The organism is Streptomyces albipurpureus (genome assembly GCF_023701525.1).
GTDB classification, from domain to species: Bacteria; Actinomycetota; Actinomycetes; order Streptomycetales; family Streptomycetaceae; genus Streptomyces; species Streptomyces albipurpureus.
In genome coordinates this window covers 140,962-163,905 of sequence record NZ_JAMQAW010000023.1, presented here as the reverse complement: position 1 = coordinate 163,905, position 22,944 = coordinate 140,962, and the positions used below count along the sequence as shown (strand labels likewise).

General features: G+C 67.2%; 29 protein-coding genes, 1 tRNA gene and 1 pseudogene. 5 read left to right on the top strand and 26 right to left on the bottom strand.

Annotation, left to right across the window (positions count from 1 at the left end):
• Positions 1 to 43: 43 nt before the first annotated feature.
• Both NBG84_RS18285 and NBG84_RS18280 read right to left on the bottom strand, forming a co-directional pair.
• Positions 44 to 2,590 (bottom strand): ABC transporter permease, encoded by a 2,547-nt coding sequence (locus NBG84_RS18285; protein ID WP_250920544.1) that lies wholly within the window; start codon positions 2,588 to 2,590, stop codon positions 44 to 46.
• A 49-nt stretch (positions 2,591 to 2,639) separates the two neighbouring features.
• The gene (locus NBG84_RS18280; protein WP_250920543.1) at positions 2,640 to 3,410 is read right to left on the bottom strand and encodes an ABC transporter ATP-binding protein; all 771 of its coding nucleotides are present in this window, start codon (positions 3,408 to 3,410) and stop codon (positions 2,640 to 2,642) included.
• A gap of 552 nt (positions 3,411 to 3,962) precedes the next feature.
• Here NBG84_RS18280 and NBG84_RS18275 point away from each other — a divergent pair.
• Together NBG84_RS18275 and NBG84_RS18270 are read left to right on the top strand one after the other, a co-directional pair.
• A tRNA-Leu gene (locus NBG84_RS18275) sits at positions 3,963 to 4,044 on the top strand.
• 106 nt (positions 4,045 to 4,150) lie between these two features.
• Entirely contained in the window at positions 4,151 to 5,446 is a 1,296-nt protein-coding gene (locus NBG84_RS18270; RefSeq protein ID WP_250920542.1) for a tyrosine-type recombinase/integrase, read from the top strand.
• A gap of 6 nt (positions 5,447 to 5,452) precedes the next feature.
• Here the strand turns inward: NBG84_RS18270 and NBG84_RS18265 are convergent, their stop codons facing one another.
• From NBG84_RS18265 to NBG84_RS18255, 3 genes are all read right to left on the bottom strand, one after another.
• The gene (locus tag NBG84_RS18265; protein ID WP_250920541.1) at positions 5,453 to 5,938 is read right to left on the bottom strand and encodes a hypothetical protein; all 486 of its coding nucleotides are present in this window, start codon (positions 5,936 to 5,938) and stop codon (positions 5,453 to 5,455) included.
• Between the two features lie 204 nt (positions 5,939 to 6,142).
• Positions 6,143 to 6,430 (bottom strand): hypothetical protein, encoded by a 288-nt coding sequence (locus tag NBG84_RS18260; protein ID WP_250920540.1) that lies wholly within the window; start codon positions 6,428 to 6,430, stop codon positions 6,143 to 6,145.
• A gap of 97 nt (positions 6,431 to 6,527) precedes the next feature.
• On the bottom strand, positions 6,528 to 6,932 hold the full coding sequence (locus tag NBG84_RS18255) for a recombinase family protein (RefSeq protein WP_250920539.1): 405 nt from the start codon (positions 6,930 to 6,932) through the stop codon (positions 6,528 to 6,530).
• Between NBG84_RS18255 and NBG84_RS41145 the strand changes: the two are divergent.
• Both NBG84_RS41145 and NBG84_RS18245 read left to right on the top strand, forming a co-directional pair.
• A pseudogene (locus NBG84_RS41145) lies at positions 6,880 to 7,269 on the top strand (helix-turn-helix domain-containing protein); the annotation flags it as partial. The gene NBG84_RS18255 and the pseudogene NBG84_RS41145 overlap by 53 nt on opposite strands.
• Before the next feature lie 174 nt (positions 7,270 to 7,443).
• The gene (locus tag NBG84_RS18245) at positions 7,444 to 8,082 is read left to right on the top strand and encodes a hypothetical protein (protein ID WP_250920591.1); all 639 of its coding nucleotides are present in this window, start codon (positions 7,444 to 7,446) and stop codon (positions 8,080 to 8,082) included.
• Between the two features lie 2 nt (positions 8,083 to 8,084).
• Here NBG84_RS18245 and NBG84_RS18240 read toward each other — a convergent pair whose 3' ends face one another.
• Positions 8,085 to 8,540: a hypothetical protein gene (locus NBG84_RS18240; RefSeq protein ID WP_250920538.1), complete on the bottom strand. Its 456-nt coding sequence runs from the start codon at positions 8,538 to 8,540 to the stop codon at positions 8,085 to 8,087.
• A 381-nt stretch (positions 8,541 to 8,921) separates the two neighbouring features.
• Here NBG84_RS18240 and NBG84_RS18235 point away from each other — a divergent pair, with 381 nt between their 5' ends.
• Positions 8,922 to 9,455 (top strand): NUDIX hydrolase, encoded by a 534-nt coding sequence (locus NBG84_RS18235; protein WP_250920537.1) that lies wholly within the window; start codon positions 8,922 to 8,924, stop codon positions 9,453 to 9,455.
• 254 nt (positions 9,456 to 9,709) lie between these two features.
• Here the strand turns inward: NBG84_RS18235 and NBG84_RS18230 are convergent, their stop codons facing one another.
• The 20 genes from NBG84_RS18230 to NBG84_RS18135 form a co-directional block, all read right to left on the bottom strand.
• Complete coding sequence (locus NBG84_RS18230) at positions 9,710 to 9,973, bottom strand: hypothetical protein (RefSeq protein ID WP_250920536.1); 264 nt, start codon at positions 9,971 to 9,973, stop codon at positions 9,710 to 9,712.
• 16 nt (positions 9,974 to 9,989) lie between these two features.
• Entirely contained in the window at positions 9,990 to 10,886 is an 897-nt protein-coding gene (locus NBG84_RS18225) for a peptidoglycan-binding protein (protein WP_250920535.1), read from the bottom strand.
• Positions 10,883 to 11,335 carry a hypothetical protein gene (locus tag NBG84_RS18220; protein ID WP_250920534.1) on the bottom strand — a complete coding sequence of 151 codons (453 nt, stop codon included), beginning with the start codon at positions 11,333 to 11,335 and terminating at the stop codon, positions 10,883 to 10,885. Before NBG84_RS18220 ends, NBG84_RS18225 begins: the two co-directional genes overlap by 4 nt.
• 64 nt (positions 11,336 to 11,399) lie before the next feature.
• On the bottom strand, positions 11,400 to 11,831 hold the full coding sequence (locus NBG84_RS18215) for a hypothetical protein (RefSeq protein WP_250920533.1): 432 nt from the start codon (positions 11,829 to 11,831) through the stop codon (positions 11,400 to 11,402).
• 18 nt (positions 11,832 to 11,849) lie between these two features.
• Positions 11,850 to 14,561, bottom strand: coding sequence for a hypothetical protein (locus NBG84_RS18210; protein ID WP_250920532.1), 2,712 nt, complete (start codon positions 14,559 to 14,561; stop codon positions 11,850 to 11,852).
• 12 nt (positions 14,562 to 14,573) lie between these two features.
• Positions 14,574 to 16,763 (bottom strand): phage tail tape measure protein, encoded by a 2,190-nt coding sequence (locus tag NBG84_RS18205; RefSeq protein ID WP_250920531.1) that lies wholly within the window; start codon positions 16,761 to 16,763, stop codon positions 14,574 to 14,576.
• Positions 16,684 to 17,058 carry a phage tail assembly protein T gene (locus NBG84_RS18200; protein ID WP_250920530.1) on the bottom strand — a complete coding sequence of 125 codons (375 nt, stop codon included), beginning with the start codon at positions 17,056 to 17,058 and terminating at the stop codon, positions 16,684 to 16,686. The genes NBG84_RS18205 and NBG84_RS18200 overlap by 80 nt, the downstream gene beginning before the upstream one ends.
• Before the next feature lie 20 nt (positions 17,059 to 17,078).
• Entirely contained in the window at positions 17,079 to 17,480 is a 402-nt protein-coding gene (locus tag NBG84_RS18195; RefSeq protein WP_250920529.1) for a hypothetical protein, read from the bottom strand.
• The gene (locus NBG84_RS18190) at positions 17,480 to 17,677 is read right to left on the bottom strand and encodes a hypothetical protein (RefSeq protein WP_250920528.1); all 198 of its coding nucleotides are present in this window, start codon (positions 17,675 to 17,677) and stop codon (positions 17,480 to 17,482) included. Before NBG84_RS18190 ends, NBG84_RS18195 begins: the two co-directional genes overlap by 1 nt.
• Positions 17,674 to 18,087, bottom strand: a complete 414-nt coding sequence (locus NBG84_RS18185) for a phage tail tube protein (protein ID WP_250920527.1) — start codon at positions 18,085 to 18,087, stop codon at positions 17,674 to 17,676. Before NBG84_RS18185 ends, NBG84_RS18190 begins: the two co-directional genes overlap by 4 nt.
• Positions 18,088 to 18,151: 64 nt before the next feature.
• Positions 18,152 to 18,577: a DUF3168 domain-containing protein gene (locus NBG84_RS18180; RefSeq protein WP_250920526.1), complete on the bottom strand. Its 426-nt coding sequence runs from the start codon at positions 18,575 to 18,577 to the stop codon at positions 18,152 to 18,154.
• Positions 18,574 to 18,945, bottom strand: a complete 372-nt coding sequence (locus tag NBG84_RS18175) for an HK97-gp10 family putative phage morphogenesis protein (protein ID WP_250920525.1) — start codon at positions 18,943 to 18,945, stop codon at positions 18,574 to 18,576. Before NBG84_RS18175 ends, NBG84_RS18180 begins: the two co-directional genes overlap by 4 nt.
• A gap of 11 nt (positions 18,946 to 18,956) precedes the next feature.
• On the bottom strand, positions 18,957 to 19,139 hold the full coding sequence (locus NBG84_RS18170; protein WP_250920524.1) for a hypothetical protein: 183 nt from the start codon (positions 19,137 to 19,139) through the stop codon (positions 18,957 to 18,959).
• Positions 19,136 to 19,474: a hypothetical protein gene (locus tag NBG84_RS18165; protein WP_250920523.1), complete on the bottom strand. Its 339-nt coding sequence runs from the start codon at positions 19,472 to 19,474 to the stop codon at positions 19,136 to 19,138. The genes NBG84_RS18170 and NBG84_RS18165 overlap by 4 nt, the downstream gene beginning before the upstream one ends.
• A gap of 1 nt (position 19,475) precedes the next feature.
• Positions 19,476 to 19,805 (bottom strand): phage head closure protein, encoded by a 330-nt coding sequence (locus NBG84_RS18160; protein WP_250920522.1) that lies wholly within the window; start codon positions 19,803 to 19,805, stop codon positions 19,476 to 19,478.
• A gap of 3 nt (positions 19,806 to 19,808) precedes the next feature.
• On the bottom strand, positions 19,809 to 20,357 hold the full coding sequence (locus tag NBG84_RS18155) for a hypothetical protein (RefSeq protein ID WP_250920521.1): 549 nt from the start codon (positions 20,355 to 20,357) through the stop codon (positions 19,809 to 19,811).
• Positions 20,358 to 20,372: 15 nt separating this feature from the next.
• On the bottom strand, positions 20,373 to 20,663 hold the full coding sequence (locus tag NBG84_RS18150; RefSeq protein ID WP_250920520.1) for a hypothetical protein: 291 nt from the start codon (positions 20,661 to 20,663) through the stop codon (positions 20,373 to 20,375).
• The gene (locus NBG84_RS18145) at positions 20,663 to 21,874 is read right to left on the bottom strand and encodes a phage major capsid protein (RefSeq protein ID WP_250920519.1); all 1,212 of its coding nucleotides are present in this window, start codon (positions 21,872 to 21,874) and stop codon (positions 20,663 to 20,665) included. The genes NBG84_RS18150 and NBG84_RS18145 overlap by 1 nt, the downstream gene beginning before the upstream one ends.
• A gap of 34 nt (positions 21,875 to 21,908) precedes the next feature.
• The gene (locus NBG84_RS18140; protein ID WP_250920518.1) at positions 21,909 to 22,175 is read right to left on the bottom strand and encodes a hyaluronate lyase N-terminal domain-containing protein; all 267 of its coding nucleotides are present in this window, start codon (positions 22,173 to 22,175) and stop codon (positions 21,909 to 21,911) included.
• 21 nt (positions 22,176 to 22,196) lie between these two features.
• Entirely contained in the window at positions 22,197 to 22,937 is a 741-nt protein-coding gene (locus NBG84_RS18135) for an HK97 family phage prohead protease (RefSeq protein ID WP_250920517.1), read from the bottom strand.
• Positions 22,938 to 22,944 lie beyond the last annotated feature (7 nt).

Genomic DNA, 22,944 nt, shown 5'->3' with positions numbered 1-22,944 from the left:
GCGCAGCGGCTCGGTGGGTGCGGGGCCCAGTGGGGTGTCCTGGCTACTCCGTCTTGATCGCCGTCAGCATGTTCAGCCGAGCCGCGCTACGGGCCGGCCAGAGCGCGGCCAGCACACCGACCACACCGGCCAGCAGCAGGAACAGCCCGAGCCTCTCCAGCGGGATGACGAGCTCGTAGTTCGGGATGCTGTTCTTGAAGGTCTCACCGATCGCCCAGGCCAGGAACGACCCGAGGACCACGCCGATCACCGCGCCGAAGAGGGAGATCACGATGGCCTCCAAGCGGATCATCCGCTTGACCTTGGCCCGGTCCAGACCGATCGCCCGCAGCATGCCGATCTCCTGCTGGCGTTCGAAGACCGACATCGCCAGGGTGTTGACCACCCCGAGTACCGCGATGATCAGGGCCATGCCCAGCAGCCCGTACATCACATACAGCATGGTGTTGATCATGCCGCCGAACATATTGCGGATGTCCTGGCGGTCCATGATGTTCATACCGGGGTTGTCGCCCAGCGCGTCCACCAGGGCCTGCTCATTGGCCTTGGTCTCGCCGCCGTCCATCTTCAGCCAGACCTGGGCGATGTAGGGCTTCTCGTAGAGCGGGTCGACCAGATCGGTCGAGAGCACGAAGGGCGAGACGAACTCGTTCTCCGTGAAGGTCGCGCCGATGGTGAGTTTCATCGACTTCCGAGGCTCGCTGTCGCCGATCTTGGCGGTGATCGAGTCACCGGTCTTCCAGCCGTTGCTCTCGGCGGTCTCCTCCGCGATGGCGACCTGCCCATCGGCGAGGGTGGCCAGCGAGCCGGACTGGATCTTCAGGGAGAAGATCTTCTCGACATCCCCGGGGGTGACCGCGGAGGCCGCCCATGCCTCGCCCTTGACCTCCACGTCCAGCGCCTGCTGCGGGGTGACCGCCGCTACGCCCTTCGCCTGCCGGAGCGCTTCCAGGGCCGAGCGGTCCATGGAGCCGTTGTTGGCCATGGACACCATGTAGTCGCCGCGGATGTTGTCCGTGGTCATCCGGTCGATGGCCTGGCCGAGCGTGACACCGATGACGGTCAGACCGGTGACCAGGGTGAGCCCGATCGCCAGCGCGGAGGCGGTGGCCCCGGTACGGCGGGGGTTGCGCACCGCGTTCTGCCCGGCGAGCTTGCCGGAGACCCCGAACATCTTCCCCAGCAGCGGCTTGACCACCGCGATCATCGGTCGGGAGAGCAGCGGGATCAGGATGATGACACCGATCAGGGACAGGAAGGCACCTACGCCGATCGTCAGTCGACCGTCGCCGCCGCCCATCGAGGCCCCGGCGAAGATGCTTGCCAGACCGGCCGCGGTGATGACGCTGCCGATGGTGTTCCGGACCACCAGGGACTTGGTGGAGGCGACCGCGTGCACACTGCTCATGGCCGCGACCGGGGCGATCTTCGCGGCTCGACGAGCCGGCAGCCAGGCGGCGAGGACGGTGATCAGCACACCGACGCCGAGAGCGGCGATCACCGCGGTGGGGGAGATGACCAGGGAACCGCTCGGGATCTTGGCGCCGAAGGAGCCCATGACCGAGCGCAACCCGACCGAGAGGCCGAGGCCGAGCACGAAGCCGACCACGGAGGAGAGGAAACCGACCACCAGGGCTTCAAAGATCACCGAACGCTTGACCTGGCTGCGGGAGGCGCCCACGGCGCGCAGCAGCGCTAGCTCCTTGGTGCGCTGGGCGACCAGCATGGTGAAGGTGTTGGCGATCAGGAAGGTGCCGACGAAGAGCGCGATGGCCGCGAAGGCGAGCAGCATCGTGTTGAGCGCGCTCAACTCGGACTTGATGTCCTTGGCCTCCTGGTCGGCCAGCTTCTTCGCCGTCTGGGCGTCGGCTCCCTTGGGGAGCAGCGGCTCGACCGCGGCCAGGATCGCCTGATCCGAAGTGCCGGGCTTGGCGCTGACGGTGATGTCCTGGAAGAAGTCCGGCTTCTGGTAGAGCTCCTGGGCGACGGGGGTGTTGAACAGGACCAGGCTGCCGCCCGCGTTGACCGCCCCGTCCTCGGTGCTGAAGATGCCCGAGAGCTGGTACTCCTTCACCGGACCGTTGGTCGCGACCCGCACGGAGTCGCCGACCTTGTACTTACCCTTCTTCGCGGTGTCCTTGTCGAGGGCGATCTGTCCGCCCTCCGCCGGGCCCGAGCCCTGGGAGAAGTCGTACGCGGCGTCCTTGCCGTCCTTGCCGGGCGCGTAGTTCCCTCCCTTGTTGGCCCAGCCGCTGCCGATCAGCTTGCCCTTCTGGTCGGCCACGCCGGCGAAGCCGGAGACCCGACCGGTGACTTCCGAGACCCCGTCCAGGCCCTCGATCTTCTGGAGGGTGTCGGCCGGGATGCCCCCTGCCTTCTCGGCGCCGGGGCCGATCTCAGTGGTGCCACCGTTGGCCACCACGGCTATGCCGTCGTAGCTCTTGGCTGACTGCTTGCTGAAGGCGCTGCTGAGGGTGTCGGTGAAGACCAGGGTGCCGGAGACAAAGGCCACGCCGAGCATCACGGCGAGCGCGGTCATCAGCAGCCGGGCTTTGTGCGCGAGCACATTGCGCAAGGCGGTACGGAACATGTGAGTCAGTCCTGGGGTGAGAGCCGGAGGTCAACGAAGCGGCTGATGGTCAGCTGGTCCGGCCCTTGGCGTCGAATGCCTTCATCTGGTCGAGCACGCTGTCCGCGGTGGGGTGCAGCATCTCGTTGACGATCCGGCCATCGGCCAGGAAGATCACGCGGTCGGCGTAGGAGGCGGCGACCGGGTCGTGGGTGACCATCACCACGGTCTGGCCCAGTTCGCGCACCGAGTTGCGGAGGAAGCCGAGGACCTCGGCGCCGGAGCGGGAGTCCAGGTTTCCGGTGGGCTCGTCTCCGAAGATGATCTCCGGCTGGGAGGCGAGGGCACGGGCGACCGCCACTCGCTGCTGCTGGCCGCCGGAGAGCTGGGTGGGGCGGTGACTCAGCCGGTCCCGCAGACCCACCATGTCGATCACACTGTCCAGCCACGCCTTGTCGGGCTTGCGGCCGGCGATGTCCATCGGCAGCGTGATGTTCTCCAGACCGGTGAGCGTGGGGAGCAGGTTGAACGCCTGGAAGATGAAGCCGATCTTGTCCCGGCGCAGCTGGGTGAGCTGCTTGTCCTTGAGGCTGCCGAGCTCGGTGTCGCCGATGCGGACGGAGCCGGAGCTGAAGGTGTCGAGCCCGGCGACGCAGTGCATCAGCGTGGACTTGCCGGAACCGGAGGGCCCCATGATCGCGGTGAACTCCGCCTGGCGGAAGTCGACGGTGACATGATCGAGCGCGACCACCTGGGTCTCGCCCTGTCCGTACACCTTGGACAGATCCGTGGCGCGGGCGGCCACGGCGGTGGCGCGGTGTGCGATGGGCGTGGTGGTCACGAGGAGAGGCTCCTGTCACGGTTGGTTGGTGAACTCCGTTGGGGTCGAGTTCCATCCTGTCCGCCGTCCCAGCGCCGAACGTCAGCCCCCGTGCCCGTTCCGGGGGCCCTCTTTGGGCGGACTGTCGAGGGTCGCCGTCCTCCTTTGGTATGACGGAGGCCCCTGAGGGGAACGAGTCGATCAGAGCGGAACGGATAAGTCCGTTCAGACCCCGAATCCGGTCCCGGGCACCAGTACCGACCAGGGGGATTCCGCTTACCGCTGTCATGCGATGCGGCCAGGCTCGCGGACGCACAGACGGCGACGCTCTCGGGCCGGCGCGGGGACTGCCCGCCTCCAACCCCGAGCAAGGGGTGGTTGCGACGAGTTTCCGTCAATCACGTGTCAACGCATGGATGCCCACCTGTTGGGATGGCGCCGCCCGAATCTTCTGTCACCTGGGCTGACGCACCCTCAAGCGGCAATAAAATAAGACAACATCGGGCCATGGGGGCTCCGGGCGTATCGATCTACCCGGATAGGCTCCTGTGCTTACGCGGAGCCACGCACCTGGCCCGGATGGTGGAATGCAGACACGGCGAGCTTAAACCTCGCTGGCCTTCGGGCCGTGCCGGTTCAAGTCCGGCTCCGGGCACGACTGACCCTCCCCCGGATGACCTGCGGATTTGGCATATTTCCGCCTTCAACAACTGAAGATTTGGGAACACCGGGGGGAACACCGGGCGGTAGCGTGCACTCTCATGGCGAGCGTGCACGCGCGGAAGAACCGCGCCGGGATCATCACCAGCTACCAGGTCAAATGGCGTGAAGGCGGCGCCCGTACAGGCAAAGGGCAGTCCGAGACGTTCGAGGACATAGCCGCTGCCGAGATCTTCCAAGCGGCTGTCAACGCCGCGGGCCAGCAGTGGCCGCACGGATGGATGAAGGGCCGCGGCTACGTCGCGGTGGAGCCCGTACTCAGCGACGAGGCGCGGTTCCGTTTCCGCGGATATGCCACCCGGGCGATAGACCGCCGTACGGGCATCAGTCCCCAGTACCGCAAGGACTGCCACCGAGACCTTGAAAAATACATCTATCCGACGTTCGGCGACGGTGACGTGCGGTCTGCCGAGCACTTCTCTGGGGAGACAGTCAAAGAGTGGGTGCGAGTGCTGGAGCAGACGCGTGTGACGCGTGGCGCGCAGCTGCCGAACTCCCCGAACCGAAAGCTGATGTCCCCCAAAACCATCCGGAATCTCCATGGTCTCCTGTCCAGCATCTTGCAGGAGGCAGTCACGGCGGAGCCACCGCTACGCAACAGGAACCCCTGCGAACTCACCCGGCTGGGGCGTACAGACGATGACGGCGGTGCCGACGACGGCGGTGTTGATGACGACAGTGACGAGGATGAGGAGGACATCTGCTTCCTCACCCCCCAGGAGGTGGCGGGAATCCGGGAGTGCATGACCCGACCGGGTGATCAACTCCTGCTAGACGTGAAGTATGGCAGTGGGATGCGTTTCGGAGAGATCACGGCACTGGCGCCCAAATGCATCATCGACCGAGCCACCAAGCCCAAGATCAGGGTGAGGCGCGCATGGAAGAAGAACGGCAAGGGCGGCTACTTCATGGGCAAGCCAAAGTCCAAGCTCGGCCGGCGCTCCATCAGGGTCAGTACGACCGTGATGGCGGCCCTGGTTGAACTGGGCCTCGGGACTCTCGATGAGAGCACGTTGTTCTGGACCGGCGACAAGGGGCAGAGGCTGCACGCCAGTACGTTCAACGACCGGTGGCACCGCGCCGTTCGCCGCGCCAAGGCAGCGGGGCTACTGTCTGCGGAGAGAGCCCCCACGCCGCACGACCTCCGGCACTCCCATGCGGCTGCGTTGATCTCCGCCGGCCACGGGCTCACGTACGTTCAGCGTCGCCTCGGGCATGAGTCCATCAAGACCACATCGGACTTGTATGGGCATCTTCTGCCCGAGGCTGACGACGACGCTATGGAGACGATAGAGGCGACGCTGAGCGGGGAGCGGCCCCGACTGCGCGCCGTGTGAGTGGACTTACCCGCTACATCGGCGAGGGGCAGAGTCCAGCGGAGCCGCATATACGGCGGGGGCGGGGGTGGGTGTTGTGTCAGCTGCGGCTGGGGTGGGACAGGCGGCGCCCAGGGCCGCCAGCAGTACGGCGACCGCCCCCGCCGTGCTGGCGCCGTAGCGGGACCGGGCCATGCCCTGAACCAGCCTTAAGTGGTCCCGCCTATCGCGCCCCTTGGGGTTAGGGGCTGGGCTCTCCCGATCAGCCAGAGCCCGTTCGACTCGGGCGAGGGCTATCTCAACGCGTAGCTGATCTGTATCGGCTCGTAGCTGGTCTATCTCGGCCTGAAGTTGGTTGGTTTCCTTGGCCCGGTCGGCTCGGGCCAGAGCTACCGCGGTACGTAGTTGATTGACCTCCCTACCTAGTGACCAGCACCATCGGATGCCCCAGCCGACAACTGCGGCCAGTGTGCCGATGGCGGTGGTGGCAATTGCGGATATCAGTTCGATCATCAGGAGTGATCATCTCCCCAAAGCGATGTGAGGGGTAGGTCTGCATCGTTTCGCGGCGTATGGCGCTGTGGTGTGCGTGGGCAACTATGTTGCAGAAACGTTACTCCTCATGTGCGGAGCGTAGGGCCGGGGTCAGCGGTGGCCCCGGCTGCCTTGGGGGAGGCAGCCGGGGCGGGGAACTGCCCGCGGGCAGTGGTTTTATCGCTACGCGATCCGTCGCCAGACCGGCTCGCAACTCCGTAACTCATCCCGTTGGCGCCGCACCCCGGCGAAGAACGCGGCCGGCCGCGCCTCTACGTCTGCCAACTGCCGCTGATGGAGCCTGAGTGCGTCGTCACTGATCTCATACGCGCAGCCCGCATCGGTGCACTGATGCCACCCGGTGCGTGCGTGCGTGAGCAGCTGGGTGCACCGAGGGCAGTGGAGACGGGCAGCTGGCTGGCTGACACCGCATGGGTAGCAGATGAGCCAACCGTCCTGCGTGCTGGTCATCGGAGCTCCGCACTTGCCGCAATTCACCGTGCGCCCCTTCCTGTGAGTGGGTGGAGTCCGGCCGCGGCAGTCCAGAGATCACGCGGCGGGGCCGGGCTCAATCTGGTGTGGTGAGCAAGCCGCGGAGCCGCTCAAGGGGCTCGTCGGTCTCTCCATCGGCGGTCTCGCTGTAACCGCCGGCGTGCTCGATGCAACGGCGCATGACAGCTGACTGCGAGGCATCGCGTGACAGTCGGTCCCAGTCGTGAACCAGGCAGATCACCCTCCCGGAGGTGCCCGCCATCGCCCGGCACAGATTCTGGAACTCCGGCCGATGGTGACCTAGGGCGTGGTCGCCGAGGTCCAGCCACATGCCCGCAACCCTGTAGCCGTGCTCCTGGGCGTACTCGCGGCAGCGCTTGAGACGATCGTCAAGGGCGACCGTGTTGAGGGTGGCGTGCCTGTCGTAGATGAAGGCATGCGTCACCTCACCATGTGTTTGGTGTGCACTGTCAGTGCTCATAGTGCGTCTCCCGACCCGACTCGGTATGGACGAGACGCCATCGTGCGGGGGATGTCCGGCCGGCTATATACACTCCGCGCGGCGCCGGGCGTATATTCCGGCTATGGGTGGTCGGGCACCGTGGACAGACGTCAGGCTGCGCGCCGCATGGGCACGAGCCGATTGGGGCGCTGTCCTGCGCGAGTATCGACGCGCAGCCGGCATCACTCAGCTAGCGCTTGAGTCCCTTACCGGTTTGCCGCAGCCGCACATTTCGGCCATCGAGTCCGGCCGTCGGCAGGTACGAACCGGGTCGGCGGTGAAGACTCGCATCACTGAAGGACTTCACGTGCCACGAGAACTGATAGAGGCAGGGCAAAGCGCTGCCTTCGAAGAGTGGTCACCCAATACTGAGTTGAGGGAGCGCCTGGCGCACGGGCACCGCACTGGTCGGACTGACCTCCGTGCCGCGCAGTGGATTGCGGAAGTCCTCGCCACGCAGCGCCGAGCCGAAGACGAAGTAGGCGGCACTGTGCTGTGGCCAGTTGTCCGCTCGCAACTGGACGTCGTCACCCGGCTGATCCCATCCGCCTCAGGACAGACCGCGGACGAACTGATGCTCCTGGCAGCCGAGCACGCCCACTGGCTGTCATGGGTGGCCGCGCAGAACCAGCAGACCGGGCCTGCCCTCGCCTGGCTGGATGGTGCGCACGGGTGGGCAATCGACGCATCCCACGCCGACATGGCTTCCTGGCTCCAACGAGTACGGGCCTACTACTGCCGACAGCACAGCGACCCCATAAGGGCGCTGCGCGTAGCGGATGGGGCACGCCAGCTAGCAGGGCTGTCACCCGGTGCGACTTCGGTGGCCGCGCATGAGGCATCGCTGGCTGCCGCTGCGGTAGGTGAGCGGGACAGGGCGCTGCGCCTGGCGGATGATGCCGTTGTGGAAGCGTCGCGTGTTCCGGATGAGCCGGACCGGCCTGCTTGGCTCTACTGGCTCACCCCGTCGCGAGCACGCCTTCACCGCGCGGATACCGCGTACGCCTGCCATCGGTGGCAGGAGGCGGCAACAGGGTTCGAGGAGTCGCTACCTGGCCTCGCGGGGTTTCCTCGGGACCAGGCGCACTATCAGGGGCTTCTCACCGACGCTCAACGCCGAGCGGCTTAGTTTCACTCGGAGTAGTCGAACCGCTCGATGTAGGCCCGCCGGCCGTCACCGAGGAATCGCTCGACGGCAAGGACCGCATACGGTGTGGACGGCCCGTCGGCGATTTCCTCGCCCTTGGGATTGATCCAGATGTCCCACAACTTCTCGGGGAAGTCGAAGCGCTGGCGCTGGCGGAGCGATCGGTCGATCTCCGTCTCATCCTCGTCGTCACAGGGTACGTACGGTACGTAGGTGATCCACATGGGGCGAGTAGGTGTGCCCGAAAGTGGATCAACCCCCTCAACCGGCGGCGCCGTCGGGATGACTCGGGCGGCAACGAGCACTCCGAGACCATCGGAGACCTCGCGTACGCGATCGTGCGCCAGGTGGATACTCTTCCCGCCCAGGTCAGCCGCCTCTAGCTCCACCCCACGCGCGTTTCGCGGGATCTTGTGGTAGTACGTCAGGTTCCAGCGCACGTGTATCTCCCTTGCAGCCCAACAGCTTGCGCCGATGCTAACCGCGGGGACTGACAAAGCGAGACCCCCGGGGGTCGGGCCCCAGGGGTCTCATCACGCCGAAGCGTACCCGCTCACCGCTCTCGTCAGCCGCTGTCGGGCAGGTACCGCTCCCCGTCGCAGTGTCGATGCACTCGATGCCCGTGGGGAGCCGGGAGGGACCGCCACGTGGGTCTGACCGAAGCCCAGCGCTGCGGCATCACGCAGCGTCCCCTCCCAATGACCTGGCCGTCCACGGCCGCGCGGGCGCGGCCGCCGCTGCGGCCATTGACGAGACGCTCAGCGTCCCGTGGTAGCCAGGTGTGCTCAGATAGGCCACACCACCACGTGAAAGGGGCCGAGGTGTCGGTCTGGCGCAACCTCAACGAACACACCGTCTACGAAAACCGCTGGTTCCGCGTGAACCTGGCAGACGTGGAGCTCCCTGACGGTCGGCACCTGGACCATTTCTTGATCCGACAGCGGGCGGTGGCCCTGGCTACAGCGGTCAACTCGGAGAACGAGGTGCTCTTGCTCTGGCGGCATCGGTTCATCACCGACAGCTGGGGCTGGGAGATGGCGGCGGGAGTCGTCGAGGATGGCGAGGACATCGAGGCCGCGGCCGCGCGTGAGATGGAAGAGGAAACCGGCTGGCGACCCGGGCCGCTCCAGCACCTGATGACGGTCGAGCCGGCCAATGGACTGGCCGACGCACGACATCACCTCTACTGGGCCGAGACAGCTACCCACATCGGCCACCCTGAGGATGACTTTGAGTCCGAGCGCCGCGAGTGGGTGCCGCTCAAGCGGGTCCCGGAGCTGATCGCGGCCGGTCAGATCCCGGCCGCGAACATGGCTGCCGGACTGCTGATGCTCCGCCACCTGCGACTCGGCTAGCGGCATCACGCAGCGTCCCCTCCCAGCTTTGCGGGAGGGGACGCGTAGGGGGGTGGCCCTGCCGAGTCAGCGCACGGGCAGGATCTCCAGCCGACCGCCTAAAGGTGGGCCCAGGCGGTCGACGTCGACCACACTCGCACCAGATCCGGCCACTCGCTAGTCACCAGTAACCAGAATTTGGCACTCCGGGCATGACAAAGCGCCCCCTGCCAGCCCGTATCGGCTGGCAGGGGGCGCGTGGTTGTCAGCCAGGGTCAGGGTCCCGGTCGCTGGCGGTCCATGGCTAGGGCGTTTTTGACCGCGGTCTCAATCCTCTTGGTGAGCACACCGTTCGTGTTCTCTTTGATCTCGTCCAGTGCCTGGTCCTGCTGCCCGAGGTGGGTGGTCAGATACGCCGCAGCAAGCACCGGACCCACGAGGGTCATGTACTCGGCAGTGGCCTGACCTGCGATGGCGAGTGCGATGTATCCGGCGACGCAGATCGCGAACACCAGGATCTGAAAGGTCTTGTTCTTCATCTCGTTTCCTTGATGCTCAGGTTCTGGGGACCTTGAGCCGGTCCCAGGTGGTCTTGCCGGGTGGCCACTTGGCGGCGGTGCCGGTGTAGCCGCATTTGCGCTGCCACGCCTCATACGAGGTTCTGTCTCCGGTGCCGATGACGTCCGGGTTGGCCTGTGTTTGGTAGCGGTTGCAGCCCACCGCGATGAGCCGCTTGCGCATGGCGGCGACGATGGGTGACTTGCGGCCCATGGTGAACCAGGCCGCACCCGGGAATGGCTCATGGGCAGGCTTGGTCGGCGGCTTCTTCACCGGCGGTTTGACGGGTTGGGCGGGTGGCTGGCCTTTCAGCCGCACCTCGACCCGCTGCCGCATGGACGCCATGGTGAACCCGCGGGGATCGATCTTCCCGGGCTGCCACTCCAGATGCCCCAGCACCGCCCGAGCGGACCAGCCGTGCACCCGGCAGAGCGCGGCCGCCGCCTTCTCGATCGCCATCAGCTGGGCCTCGGGCCACGGGTCGCGGCCGTCGCCGAGGTTGATGCACTCGAACCCGTAGAAGTGCCTGTTCCCGTCGGTGGTCGCCTCGTTGTCCGCCGGCAACTGGCGTTCGTCGATGACGGCCCGGAGTACGTCCGGGTCACCGAGCCCGGCGTGGTTGGTGCGGCCGTAGCCGACCAGGTGCACCACGCCCTGCTTGTCGATCACCCCGTGACAGAGCGGCCCCGGCAGACTGCTGTGCCCGTCCCGACACAGCGCCACGGTGTTGGCCGTGCCCGTGGTCACGGTGTGGTGCACCATCACCCCGTGTACCGGACCCCACGGCCCCTTATGGTCACGGCTCCGGGTACGCCACCCCGGCACCTCCACCACGGTCAACCCTTCGTCCCGCAGAGCGGTGAGGAACACCGCGGCGTTCATGGGGGCGGTCATCGCTCACCGCCTCCGGCAGCGCGGGAGATCGCGGCGGCCGCCGCAGCCCACGCACCCTGAACGCGGCTGCCGACGTCATCCCATACCGGCATCTCCCACCCGTCCCAGGTCTGACCCTCGGTGTGCGCGGCATAGGCCAAGAACCCGATACGGGCGAGGTCAGCAGCGTCAGGCGCGGGGGTGCGCGAGGGCCAGGACCAGGTACCTCGCTCCGTGCCAGCCGGGCGGGACGTCACCCACGGGGTCACCTGGCCATCCAGGATTATCCGGAGGTTGAGGAGGTCGCCCTGGTGGACGCGCACCACCACGGCGGGCATCGTGTCGCCCTCATGGAGCTCCGCGATCGGGGCGCGCGGGGTAGTGGCCGCGGCGAGGGAGCGAATGTAGCTGATATCGGTGTCGGCCAGCCGATACAGAACGATCCGACCGAGGGTGGGTGTGGAGCTCATAGGGTGCCTCCAGACACGGCAAAAGCCCCGGCCGTATGGGACTCGGGGCTGCGGGTTCGAAGGGTCAGACGACTTCGAAGATGGTCAGGTTGTAGGCGCAGTTGACGCCCTGGATGATCTGCCCGGCGCCCGGGCTGGCGATCATCTTGAACGTGTGGGAACCGGCAGCTGCGAGGGTGCCTTGATAGACCTGGGAGAACGTTCCTCTGTCTGTGCCTGTGGCATCCGAGAATGCCGCCAGCGGGCTCTGGTTCGCGCCATCGACATTGAGTCGGCCGGTGCCGGTGGTGGCGCCCGTGTTGGTGTCGAGGTCCCAGACGCATACGGCGTGGTAGGTCGCGCCGTCGGTTTCGGTGTCCAGGGTGATGGTGGTGTTGGCGACGGTTTGGTTGCTGAGGGCACCAGAGATGGTGCCCGTGCCGACCGCGTTATGGGGCCTCGGTTGGATGCGGTTGACCTGTTCGGCGGTGAGGATCTGCCCCGCGAGTAGTGCCATCCGAGGTCGCCTCCTTGTCTATAGGGCGAGCCGTAGCGGAGTGGTCAGGCTCAACTTGGTCGCGGTCGGGTGGGGCTTGATGATGGTGTTGGCGGAGCGCACGACGGTGAACGTCTGCGGGGACGATGTGCCGCTGATCGCGGTGACGGTGACCCGCTCCCCGCCGATGGTGATGTCGAAGGGGAACTGGGCCGGGAACTCGCCGGTGGTGATCCAGCGGGGACCGGCGGTGGTGGTCACGGACCAGCTGGTAGCGGTCGCGGTCACACCCGATGCCAGCTGCGACCCCGCGGTGTCCAACCGCCCCAGCACACTGTGGTTCAGCACCCCTACGGTCCAGGGCCGGGCTGGCGTGCAGGTGTAGGTGATCTCCCACGTGTACGTGTCCAGGATCTCCTTGTAGCCCTGGACGATGAGCTCGATCGGCTCCGGCGGCAGCCAGTCGGGCGGGTTGGTGATGGTGATCTTGTCGCCGATGTGGATGCCGAGAACTTGGGGGATGAGTTCAGGTGCACGGTGCAGCAGGATGCGCACCGTGGGATAGCGGGCCTCATCCGCAGTGCCGAGGTGGACGCGCCATGCTGCGATCTGTTCGCACTGGGCATCCCGGGCGAGCGAGCGGGTCACCGACTCGTCATAGATCCCCACCCCATCGGGCGGCGGCGCCGTCGACATGGGGCCGGTCTCCCGCACGACGCGCGCGCTGGACCCGCCCGATCGCGTCACGGTGACGTCGTTGACCACACCCTTGTCGTCATCGAGAGGCTCGAACGGGGCGGCGATGTGCCCCGGGGCGGTGTAGTCGAGAGTGAGCACGGGTGCCTGGTTGTAGAGGGTGGTGCGGGTGCGGTAGATCAGCCCGGGCCGGTCCCGCGCCTCATACAGAATCCCGCCGTCCGTGTCGGCAGCTTGTTGCAGGAGGGTCAGCAGCGATGCGGGCCGCTGCGGGCCGAGGCCCTCACTATCCGCGGCGCGGCCGCGGATAGTGAGCGGGACCTGGCCCACCTCGTCGGTGACCCGCCGCATCCGCGCCGGCACCAGCTCGTTCAGGTATCCGTGGTCAGCGAAGTTGTAGATCGTTGACTGGTAGACGGGAAACACTGCGAGGTGCCCGATCGGCACCCCGTTCAGTTCGGCATCGAACGCCGTCTGGATGCGTTGGACCGCGCCGACCGCGCCGGCGTAGGAGGTGGCCCAGCCCACGGAGGTTCCGGAGATGGGGATGACCTGGATACCGAGCCGGGTCATGAGCCCGTCTTGCTCGGACCGTAGTTGCAGGCGGTTCCATTGCCCGTCGATGTCGGCGTCGGCGATGCCGATGGTCAGAAGGCTGCTGGTGGCGTCGCCGTCGGCGTTGGTGCCGATGATCCGTACGCCGGCGGTGGAGATTTGCACCGTGAACTGGGCCCACGGATTGGAGCGGGTGTAGACGTCCAGGATGGTGGTCCAGGCCGCGGACGCCGCATCGAGGTGGTACACCACCTCGATCTGCCACGCGCCCGTGTTCAGGTACGGCGGCACGGTGGCGGTGAGGGTGGCACCGGTTTTGATCTTGGGGAGCGGTCCCGAACCGGCCAGTGAACTGTCGGCCGCGAAATCCAGCCCGGTCACCTTCATGGGTGTGACGCCGGGGATCGGGGATGCCGCCGTGGTGGCGGTGGCCCCGTCCTCCATGGGCCAGTACGCAACCGGCTGACCGCTGGGAATACGGCGCCGAAGGGTCGACGGCACCGGTTTCTGTCCCTGGCCGAGGCGGCGCAGGATGCCGCTGGCCGTGGTCGACACCCAGACGTCAGCCCCGGATAGGTCCCAGCGCACCGGCCAGCTCGGGATCTCCCCGGACATGCGGATGTCCCGGCGGGTGACCTCCGCCGTGCCGATCATCGTCCACGTCCGACCGGCCGAGTCGACGAACGAGCTGGTGCCGGGAGTCTGGGCGGTGAAAACCGGGCCGGCAACGATACTGCCGCCAATCCCATTGCGGACCTGGACAGCGTGGATGCGCCCCCCTGCCGGCGGGGCGAAGATGCTGGGCCGCGCCACGGTCAGAGGTGCGGTACCGGCGTGGATGGACGTGATCCCCGGGTAGACATACGGCTCGCCGATCTCCACCCAGGACCCGGCCAGACTGGTGGCCCAGTAGAAGCGCACGGTCCAGCCACCGATGCCGTTGTTCACATCCAGCGTCACCCGGAGCGCGGCCCGGCGGGGCAGTTCCGGCAGCCGGCGGGAGACGAACCAACTGTTGGTGGTCGTGCCGTCCTCGGACCAGTGGATGTACAGCAGCCCGTCACGGACATAGACGATGAACGACCGCTGATTCGCCGGTTCGTCCCACTTGGAGGCGAACCATTGGGAGCGTGGCCACGTCCAGTCCAGTGTGGCCTCGGCCCGCACGTCCAGGTCACCGACGATGTCCAGCGATGCGTGGTCGGGGGTGGTGGCGCAGTCGGTGCCGGCGTTCACCGTGAGGTAGGGCTCCGGGCCGGGGACCGAGGTACGTACCGGGGTGTTGTGGCCGATCAGCCCGGACCAGGGCGACCTAGGGTTTCGCCGGCTGAACCGGCCGTCCCCGTTGTTGAGCTGGATCGGCAGTTTGGTGGGCTTCACTTTCTGGGTCTCGTCGTCCCGGCCGGCGGTGATGGACATGGCGCCACGCACATAGGGAGTGATGTCCGTCCACACCCCACCGAGCTGGATTTCCGTGGTGATGGCCAGCGGGAACGTCACGACAACCTCCTCCTATGCATGGGTGCCGCCCAGCGCGGTGACCGGATCGGACTCGCCGTTGATCCGAATCCACTCGCGGACTACGCGGACCAGGCCGTCATCGCCGCCGGTGACATCCACCGTGACTCGGACTTCCTGCGCGCCGGTGGATCGGACGCTGCCGGACACGCTGCGGAGCATTCCGTCCAGCTTCGACAACGGCAGCACGGCCTCTTGTTCGGCTCCTTCGCCGATCATGGCGAGGGTGGGACCGGTGGTGATACCGCCCTCGGCGAGGTAGGGGATATCGGGTGTGTGGAGGGTCATTGAGGGGACGCTGACGCCCATGACCGACCCGCCACCGAGGGTGAAGGACAAGCTGTTCCAGCGGCTGATGATGTTGTTGACCGCGCTCCGGAAGCTGGCGGTGAGTCCGTCCCACATGCCGCGGGACGCGCTGGCGATCCGGCCGGGCAGTCCGGCGACCCAGCTGACCAGTTCGCCCAGCCACCCGCCTACCCGGCCGGGCAGTGCGCGCAGCTGGTCGACGTAGCCCATCACCGTGTCGATGGCCGCCCCGGTCTTCTGGCTCACCCACGCCCAGGCGTCACCGATCTTGCTCGTGATCCAGTCCCAGGTCTCGCCCGTTTTGGTGGTGATCCAGCCCCACGCGTCCGAGAGTTTGCTGACCACCCAGTCCCACACCCGCCCCGTGGCGGCGGCGATCTCGTCCCAGTAGACGACAATCAGGATGATGATCGCGATCAGGGCGATGATCCCGGCGATGATCCACGTACCGGGGAACGCCCACAGGGCCGTGTTCCAGGCCCACTGGGCGATGACCGCGATACCGATAGCCAGCGCCAATCCCAGCAAGACCGGCACCAGGATTTTGAGCAGGGTGGGGTGTTCGGCGAAGAAATCGGAGACGATTTTGAGTGCGGGTGCGAGGGTCTCGCCCAGCGTGGTGGCGATGTTCCGCCAGATACTGTCCAAGCTGGCGGCGGCCGCCATGGCGTCGGTCGCTTCTTTCGCCGAGCCGGCGGCCTGGTCCATGCCGGACGTGGCGGCGGCCGAGGCCGGGTCCATCGCCCACAACGCATCGGCACCCTCACCAGCCATATCGCCGAACAACTGGACTGCCAGCGCGCTCTGTTTGCCGGTGTCGTCCACACCGCGCAGCGCTTCAATCGTTTTTTGCAGGGCGGCTTTTGCGGGCTCGCCGCCTTTGTGAATGTCGGCCAGCATTTGCTTGGCCGGAAGCCCGAGGCCCTTGAACGCCTCGGCCGCTTTATCGGTTTCCTCTGACGTGATGCGGGCGAACTCATGCAACACGTCACCGGCCTGGTCGATATCCCGACCGCCTGCCTTGACGTACTGCGACATCATCCCGAAAGCGGTTTGCGCGTCCAATCCGATTCGATTCCAGTGCACCCCGTACTCGGTGACAATCGCCGGGATATCCGCAGCCATGCTCTTGGGTAGCGTCTGAGCGGCTTTGGTGAGGACGTCGAACGCCTCGGTGCCGTCCTTCACCAGTCCTTGGTTGATCATCTGCCCGGCGGCGGTCGCTGACTCGCCCACATCCATTTCGAACGTGTCGCCGAGCATGATCGCCGACTTGGTCATGGACTGGAGCTCACCATCGGCGATCTTGCTCATGCCGCCCATAGCCGATGTGACGCTGCCCAGTGAGTTGTTGACGTCCTCGATGCCCGCCCCGAACCCCTGGGTGAACACGGTGCCGGCGAGGTCGCCCGCCCGGGCTGCTTCCGCCTCGGTCAGATCGAGCTGGTTCGAGAGGGTGACGTTGGCGTGCTTGGCGTCCATGGCGTTGGTCAGCCCGGCCATGAACAGTCCGCCAACGGCGGCGCCGGCGGCCGCGGCCTGCATCCCGCCCAGCGACTGCTCCACCTGCTGCGCGGCCTGGTCGGCGCCCTGGGCTGCCTGTTCGGCGCCGGTGCCGATGTCGGCGAGGGCGGCGGCCGCGCGGTCGGCCGCCTGGCTCACATCGAGGGCGGCCTGGTCGCCGGCGTCCCCGATCCCGGCGAGTGATGCGGCCGCGCGATCGGTGGCCTGCGCCATCTCCAGGGCGGCCTGATCGGCAGCGTCGCCGATCCCGGCGAGAGAGAGTTCGACCTGATCAGCTGCGGCGCTCGCGCCACCCGTCAGATCCCCGGCGCTGATGCCGACCTCTACCAGCAGCTGGTCCAACACACTCATGATCGCCACCGCCTCCATTCGTCAGGTCGGTGCCGCCCATACGGGAATTCATTTGCTTGACCGCGGTGAGCATTTCTTCCCAGCCGGGGCCAGGCTTGCTCTGGTCCCACTCGGGCAGGAAGTCCTTGGGTTCCTTCGCCCGCTGGCCCTTGCCGCGGGCCGTGTTCGCCACCGTGGCGGTCAGGATGGAAAAGAGGACATCGAGGCGCTCCGGACCGAGCGGGCCGGTGACCCGCTCATACGCCATCCACTCCGTGAGCTGGGCCGAGGTGTGCCGGGCCAACACTTCGTCCACGGACCAGCCGAGCTGTAGCGCTAGTCGGAAGTAGAACTGTCGCTCGGCGGAGTTTCGGATTTTCCCTCGGCCTCTTCCAGGTCCTCCTTACGCATCCCCGAGAGACGCTGGCCGATCTTCGTGAGCCGTTCGAGGACCTGGCCGTTCTTCGCCCCCAGCTGGCGTACTTCCTTGTCGGTGTAGAGGCGCTTGAAGTCCTCATCCACCAAACACTTGGACAGCAACTTGGCCGTCTGATCTTGCATGTTGACTCGCTGCGGCTTGCCGTTCGTGCCGATGCTGACGATGGACTCCGAGTAGGCGTTCCGTTCGGTGCCGGACATGCCCAGGATCCGCACTTCCCCGCCCCACTCCGGTACGGGGACGTCCTCCCACTGCCGGTCATCAGCAGCATCGATCAGGGCCTTAGTGAGCAGTGCCATCAGGTGCCTTCTTTCAGGGTGTTGAGGACGGTGACCGTGCCGGCGGTCAGGGTCAAGGTCACCGAGGGAATCTCGCTGGGGTCGACGGGCACCGACACCGAATCGCGCAGGATCGCGCCGGCGGGGATCTCCACCCCGTCGACCACGACACTCGCCGTGCCGCCTTCACGGGTGATGACGATGTGCGCTGCGCTCATGACAGGACCGGCTTTCCGGAGACCTTGAGGGTGAGTGAGGCTGCGGCCTTGTCGTCGTGCGGCCACTCAGGCTCAAAGCCCGTCAAAATCGACTTGATGGTCCAGGTCGTCTGCTCTGGGTCCGGGAAGACGATCTGATAGTTCCGGGGGGCGGTGTCGTCGAAGTCGGCGACCAGGGCATCGTGATAGCGAGGCTGGTAGTTGACATCGAGGCTCACCTCGCCGGCGTCCTTGAGCCCGCCTATGTGCTCCATCCACCCGTCCGGTGACCCGTGGCTGGTGACGTCGATGGTGTTGCGGGTCATGCTCGGTCCGCCGAGGTTGGTGATGTCGGCGATCGAGGTGAACACCTCGGGGGTCGCGCCGTCACCGCGGCGTAGCTGGACGCCGAAGCCATCCTGACCGGCCATGAGTCCTCCTTCTGGGCATGGCGGCAGCCCCGGACCGATGGGCGCGGGGTGCTGGGTGCTGGGGCTAGTTGGGTTGTTCGGTGATCACTCGGTAGCGGAGCACCAGGTGGCGGATGTCACCGGGTGGCTCTGGGTCGGTCAGCGTCTGCTGGAACTCGAACCGCGTGACCACATGGTGGAACCCGGTCACGGTGAGGGGCTGGTGGTCGAGGAGTGCGGTCACCCGGGCCCCGATAGCCAGGCCTTTACTGTGGCCGCGGTGCCGGGTCCACACATGTTGGGTGATGGTGGTCTGCCAGCCGTAGCCACGGTGGCGGTTGTCGGGGATCTCGGTTGCCTCACCGATGACGATGTACGGGTAGGTGGCCGACTCTGGCACCCAGTCGTAGACACCGCTGATCAGTGCCATGAGTGCCGGGTCGCCGGTCTGGCGGATGCGGATGGCGTCCAGGATCGGCAGCAGCGGTGACAGCGGCGGCGGTGTGGTCACAGGATCTTCCGTACCTCGGCCCGCAACCGCGCCTCGAACTTTGTCCGCTCCATCTCCAGTGCGGGCCCGAGGGCGGGTTGGGCGGGGATGCGCTGGGTGCCGTGTTCGTGGATGCTGGCGTACCAGTCTTTGCGGTTGCGCCAGCCGATCGTGGCCCGCAGTCCGCCGGCCTGGTAGGCGATAACGACCGTGTCCCGCAGGTTCCCGGTCTTGACTCGGACGCCAGCGCGGGTGTCGTCGCGGACCGCTTCGGCGGACGCTTGAACGGCTGCCCGGGCGGCCTCGATCACCTGAGGGCCGAGGGCCTCCATGCGGGCCCGTAGCCGGTCGAGGTTGCGGATCTGGACACGGCTCCTGCGTCGCGCCACAGTGACCTCCCTTAGCGGTGCTTACGGAGTCCGCGACCGATGGCCGCCAGTTCCCCGGCGATGGCGAGGAGCGCCCACACCATGGCGTGCCGCGGTCCGTTCTCTGTGTCGTGCACCAGCCATGTGCCGAGCGAGCGCTGTGCGTTGAGGCGGCACTCGTGCGGGTCTATCGGGCGTTCGGGTGGTGTGCTCATCCGTGTTCCACCTCCAGGGCGGCGACGGTGACGGAGGTGACGGCGTCATAGGAAACGTTCGCGCGGCCGTTGGGTCCGCGGAACACGCCGGCGAGGGGGATGACCGCTGACTTCCCGGCGGCGATGACCACCGCGACATCGGGGATCGCCAGCCCGGACACGGTCCCGGGGGTGGTGATGGTGACGGTGTGGCTGGACGCGTCGCCGTTGGCGACGTAGAGGAACCTGCCGGGCCCGGTGGGTGCGGTGTCGCCGAGCGCGGCGGCGGCGGTGTCGATGTCCTCCAAGATGATGCCGCTGGCGATCGGCACGCGGATGATGGGCAAAGCGGCCATGTCAGCCTCCTTCTGTCTGGGTGAGTTCGCAGTCGGCTTTGGTGTAGATGGGGGTGGAGGGCTGCACCGTGGTGTGCACGGTGAGGTTCTGGCCGTCGCCGCGCAGCTGGTCGCCGCGGTGTACGTCCGCGGCGGGCTGGAGGTAGACGGTGTGGGTGTGGGCGGCGCCGGATTGGGCGGCCAGCATCCGATCGGCCGCAGACGGTTGATCGACTTTGGCGGCCGCGGTGCCGACGTGAACGAGGGTGATGTCCTGGCCGCCGTGTCCGTCGTCGGTCATCGTCGGACGCCACACATCGAGGGTGCGATTCAGTAGGTGGCTGATGTCCACGCCTCACCGGCTTTCGTTGCCGCGGGCGTACGGGCGCAGGATGCGCAGTTCGTACTCGGTGAGCGCTTCACCGGTGCGGTCTTTGTCGTAGGTGATGGACCGGTCCCCGAGGGATTCGGCGGCCACCGCCGTGGACGGGCGGACCCATGCCCGGCCGGCGACCTGTAGGCACACCTGCTTGACGATGGCGGGGATGGTGGCGTAGCCGTGGCTGTAGATGCCGGTGATCTCAGCGTCCAGCGGCCACCTGGCTCCGAGGCGGGTGAGGATGCCGTACCGGTTCACCCGGTACCCGGTCCCGGCGACCAGGAGCGTCCCGTCCTCGGTCACCGAGGTGACGGAGGTGACGGGGCGTTCGGGGAGGTTGATGACCGTGCGCCCGTTGCCCACCAGGACGATGGTGTCGTCGGCCACCAGGTCGATGGTCTGTTCGAGCTCGCCCCGGATCACGGTCTCCGCCGCGGCGATCGTGGTGGAGGCCTGGTCCGTGTCGATCGCCGGCAGTTTCAGGTGCTTGCGCAGCTGTTCAGGGGTGGCCCAGGGGCTCGCCACAGGTCACCTCCCCACTCAATCCTTGGTGCCCTCGGCGGGCTTGGCGGTCTTCTTCGCGGCCCGCTTGCGAGGGGGAGGTGGCTTGGTGTCGGTGGTGGGCGGGGGTCGGACCGCGGTCCGCTTCTCCGCCCGGGCCGGCGAAGGGGGTGTGTCGGCTTTGCGGGCTGCGTGGGTGGCGGGGCGGGCGTGCCCGGCGGTGATCCACGCTTGGGCCAGGCCATCCGGGACGTGGACGACCTGGCCCGACTCGTAGCGGTGTCCGGCCCCGTCCGCGACGGACGTGACCGAGATGATCCGGATACGCATCAGCTGGCGGACAGTTGGAGGATGCGCAGGGCGTTCGGGCGGACGACGTCGCCACCGACCCGGCGCCGGATCTTCCAGCCGATCATGCCGTCCTCGGCATACAGCTGGTCCAGGACCTTGACGGTCATCCCGGCCCGGTCGTAGAGCCGGTACCCGGCGTTGAAGTCCCCGAACGCCGCGACCTTCGCCGAGGCCGCCACCGCGGCGATGTCCTCCTGGTTCTCGATCGCGTAGCCGAGGAACGTGTTCGGGCGGCCGGCCTGGACGCTCTGCTGCCATAGGTACTGGCCGTTGCCGTCCTTGAGGACCGACAGAGCGAGCTCGGTGCCGGACGCCATCGCGAACCGTGCGGTGCGCCGGTACTGGGCCGGCACGGCGTAGATCAGCTGTTTGAACAGGTCGACCTTGACCGTGGTGTTGCCGTTCGCGGCCTGCACCACGGGCACACCTCCGCCGGTGGTCATGAAGCCGATCGGCTGCCGGTTGGCGTGCCCGGTACCGACCGCGCCAGCGGTGTCCTCCGCCTCTGCCACGGCCCTGGTGAAGGAGTCGCGGACGTACGCCTCCAGGTTCACGTCCGAGTCGTCGAGTTCGTCCTCGCCGATCTTCGCGAGCCCGTACAGGTCCTCGACGTAGGTGTACTCCTCTTCCGGGGTGCCCGGCATGGAGTCAGACAGGGTCTGCCCACCGGTCTCCAGCTTGCCCCAGCCCACCGACACCTCGGACAGCGACCGGCGCCGTACCCGGTTGGAGGAGATGGTCCGCTGCGAGACCATGCCGCGGACCACGGTCAGCGCGGGCAGTTCCCGGTTGATCTCCGTTTCGAGGTCCTCGGGGACGAGGATCTCCCCGGCGGCGTTCTCCACCAACGCCCGCTGCTCGGGCGCCAGCCCGTTCACTCCGCGGCGCAGGGCCTGGAAGAACGCTGCCCGCGCCTCCTTCGCCCGGCCCTCGGCTCCGGCGCGGCTGCCGTCGTCCGGGCCCTGGCCGCTGCGGCGGATCGGCTCGGCCAGCTGCGCGGAGCGCTGCTCCTCGGCTTCCTGCCGGTTGATGCGCTCGGTCAGGCCGGTGAAATCATTCTCGTGCCGCTCGTAGGACTGGCGTTCCTCGGCACTCAGTCCGCGGTCGGCTGCCTCGGCGGTCTCGGTGATGGCGCGCATCGACTCGACCACGCGGGCTCGCTGCTGCCGCAGCTCCACGCTGGTGGGCATGGTGTCTCCATTCTGGGGTGGGGCTGAGGTGGGGTCAGGCGATGATGTTCGCGGCCCTCAGGGAGGCGAGGAGCGCGTTGAGCTGGGTGCCGGCCGAGGTGCCGTCCGCGGCCGGGACACAGTTGGTGACGGCGGCGCCGATGTAGGTGATGGCGGACCATGCGGTACTGCCGTCGCCGATCTTGACCTTGCCGGTGTCGCGCTCGTAGCCGCGCTCACCGGCGGCGAGGACGGGATCTTCTGCGGTCCACTCGGCCGCGGTGGCGCGCTTGGCGCTGATGGGGCCTGATCCGATGGCCATGACTTCTCCTTACGTTGCGGGTCAGAGGGAGGCGAGCATTTCCAGCTCACGCAACCGGTGCTGGGCGCGTTCGAGCGGGTATGCCTGCGGCCCGGGCGCGGAGCGATCGGCGGCATCGAGGAGTGCGCCGAGGGCGTCATGGGCGTCGGCGACCAACTGCCGGTTCGCCGCGGACAGCACTTTCCCGGCGCGTACCTCGGACAGGGCGCGGGTCACGGCCTCAGGCTCCGGCGCTGCTGGGCGGCCGGTGTGCCGGGCGGCGGCGGAGCGGAGCTCGGCGGAGGTGGCGGCGAACGCCGGGTAGGTCACCACGGACACGTCGCCGCCGTCGAGGTCGATGCCGAACACCTCATGGGTGTTACCGGCCCACCCATCGGCGGTCACCCAAAACCCAAAGCTCATCTGCGTGATATCGCCGCGCTCCAGCGACACGGCCAGATCCCGGGCATAGGACACGTCGGCCATCTGGGAGTCGACGTCAACGCCGGCCTCGGGCTCCTCGGTCAGCGTGGCCGTGCCCGAGGCGGTACGGCCCAGGAGCAAGTTCGGATCATGGTTGATCAGGAACCGCACGTCCGGCGACTGCGACAGGGTGCGGGTCGCAGCGCCGGGCATGATCCGTTCCCGCCACCCGCCCATGTCCTCCGACAGCGAGTCGTAGACGATGCTGCGGCCGTGGAACTCCAACCGGCCCAGCTTCTCGTCCGCCCGGGTGATCCGCAGGTCGGTCAGCGGGAACGCCCGCACCTCACGCGTACGCACAGCGTGT

Excerpts from the sequence above, each read along its gene's own strand:
- NBG84_RS18285 (WP_250920544.1), bottom strand. The coding sequence starts at position 2,590 with ATGTTCCGTACCGCCTTGCGCAATGTGCTCGCGCACAAAGCCCGGCTG.
- NBG84_RS18270 (WP_250920542.1), top strand. The coding sequence starts at position 4,151 with ATGGCGAGCGTGCACGCGCGGAAGAACCGCGCCGGGATCATCACCAGC.
- NBG84_RS18265 (WP_250920541.1), bottom strand. The coding sequence starts at position 5,938 with ATGATCGAACTGATATCCGCAATTGCCACCACCGCCATCGGCACACTG.
- NBG84_RS18260 (WP_250920540.1), bottom strand. The coding sequence starts at position 6,430 with ATGACCAGCACGCAGGACGGTTGGCTCATCTGCTACCCATGCGGTGTC.
- NBG84_RS18255 (WP_250920539.1), bottom strand. The coding sequence starts at position 6,932 with ATGAGCACTGACAGTGCACACCAAACACATGGTGAGGTGACGCATGCC.
- NBG84_RS18230 (WP_250920536.1), bottom strand. The coding sequence starts at position 9,973 with ATGAAGAACAAGACCTTTCAGATCCTGGTGTTCGCGATCTGCGTCGCC.
- NBG84_RS18225 (WP_250920535.1), bottom strand. The coding sequence starts at position 10,886 with ATGACCGCCCCCATGAACGCCGCGGTGTTCCTCACCGCTCTGCGGGAC.
- NBG84_RS18220 (WP_250920534.1), bottom strand. The coding sequence starts at position 11,335 with ATGAGCTCCACACCCACCCTCGGTCGGATCGTTCTGTATCGGCTGGCC.
- NBG84_RS18215 (WP_250920533.1), bottom strand. The coding sequence starts at position 11,831 with ATGGCACTACTCGCGGGGCAGATCCTCACCGCCGAACAGGTCAACCGC.
- NBG84_RS18205 (WP_250920531.1), bottom strand. The coding sequence starts at position 16,763 with ATGAGTGTGTTGGACCAGCTGCTGGTAGAGGTCGGCATCAGCGCCGGG.
- NBG84_RS18195 (WP_250920529.1), bottom strand. The coding sequence starts at position 17,480 with ATGGCACTGCTCACTAAGGCCCTGATCGATGCTGCTGATGACCGGCAG.
- NBG84_RS18190 (WP_250920528.1), bottom strand. The coding sequence starts at position 17,677 with ATGAGCGCAGCGCACATCGTCATCACCCGTGAAGGCGGCACGGCGAGT.
- NBG84_RS18185 (WP_250920527.1), bottom strand. The coding sequence starts at position 18,087 with ATGGCCGGTCAGGATGGCTTCGGCGTCCAGCTACGCCGCGGTGACGGC.
- NBG84_RS18170 (WP_250920524.1), bottom strand. The coding sequence starts at position 19,139 with ATGAGCACACCACCCGAACGCCCGATAGACCCGCACGAGTGCCGCCTC.
- NBG84_RS18165 (WP_250920523.1), bottom strand. The coding sequence starts at position 19,474 with ATGGCCGCTTTGCCCATCATCCGCGTGCCGATCGCCAGCGGCATCATC.
- NBG84_RS18150 (WP_250920520.1), bottom strand. The coding sequence starts at position 20,663 with ATGCGTATCCGGATCATCTCGGTCACGTCCGTCGCGGACGGGGCCGGA.
- NBG84_RS18145 (WP_250920519.1), bottom strand. The coding sequence starts at position 21,874 with ATGCCCACCAGCGTGGAGCTGCGGCAGCAGCGAGCCCGCGTGGTCGAG.
- NBG84_RS18140 (WP_250920518.1), bottom strand. The coding sequence starts at position 22,175 with ATGGCCATCGGATCAGGCCCCATCAGCGCCAAGCGCGCCACCGCGGCC.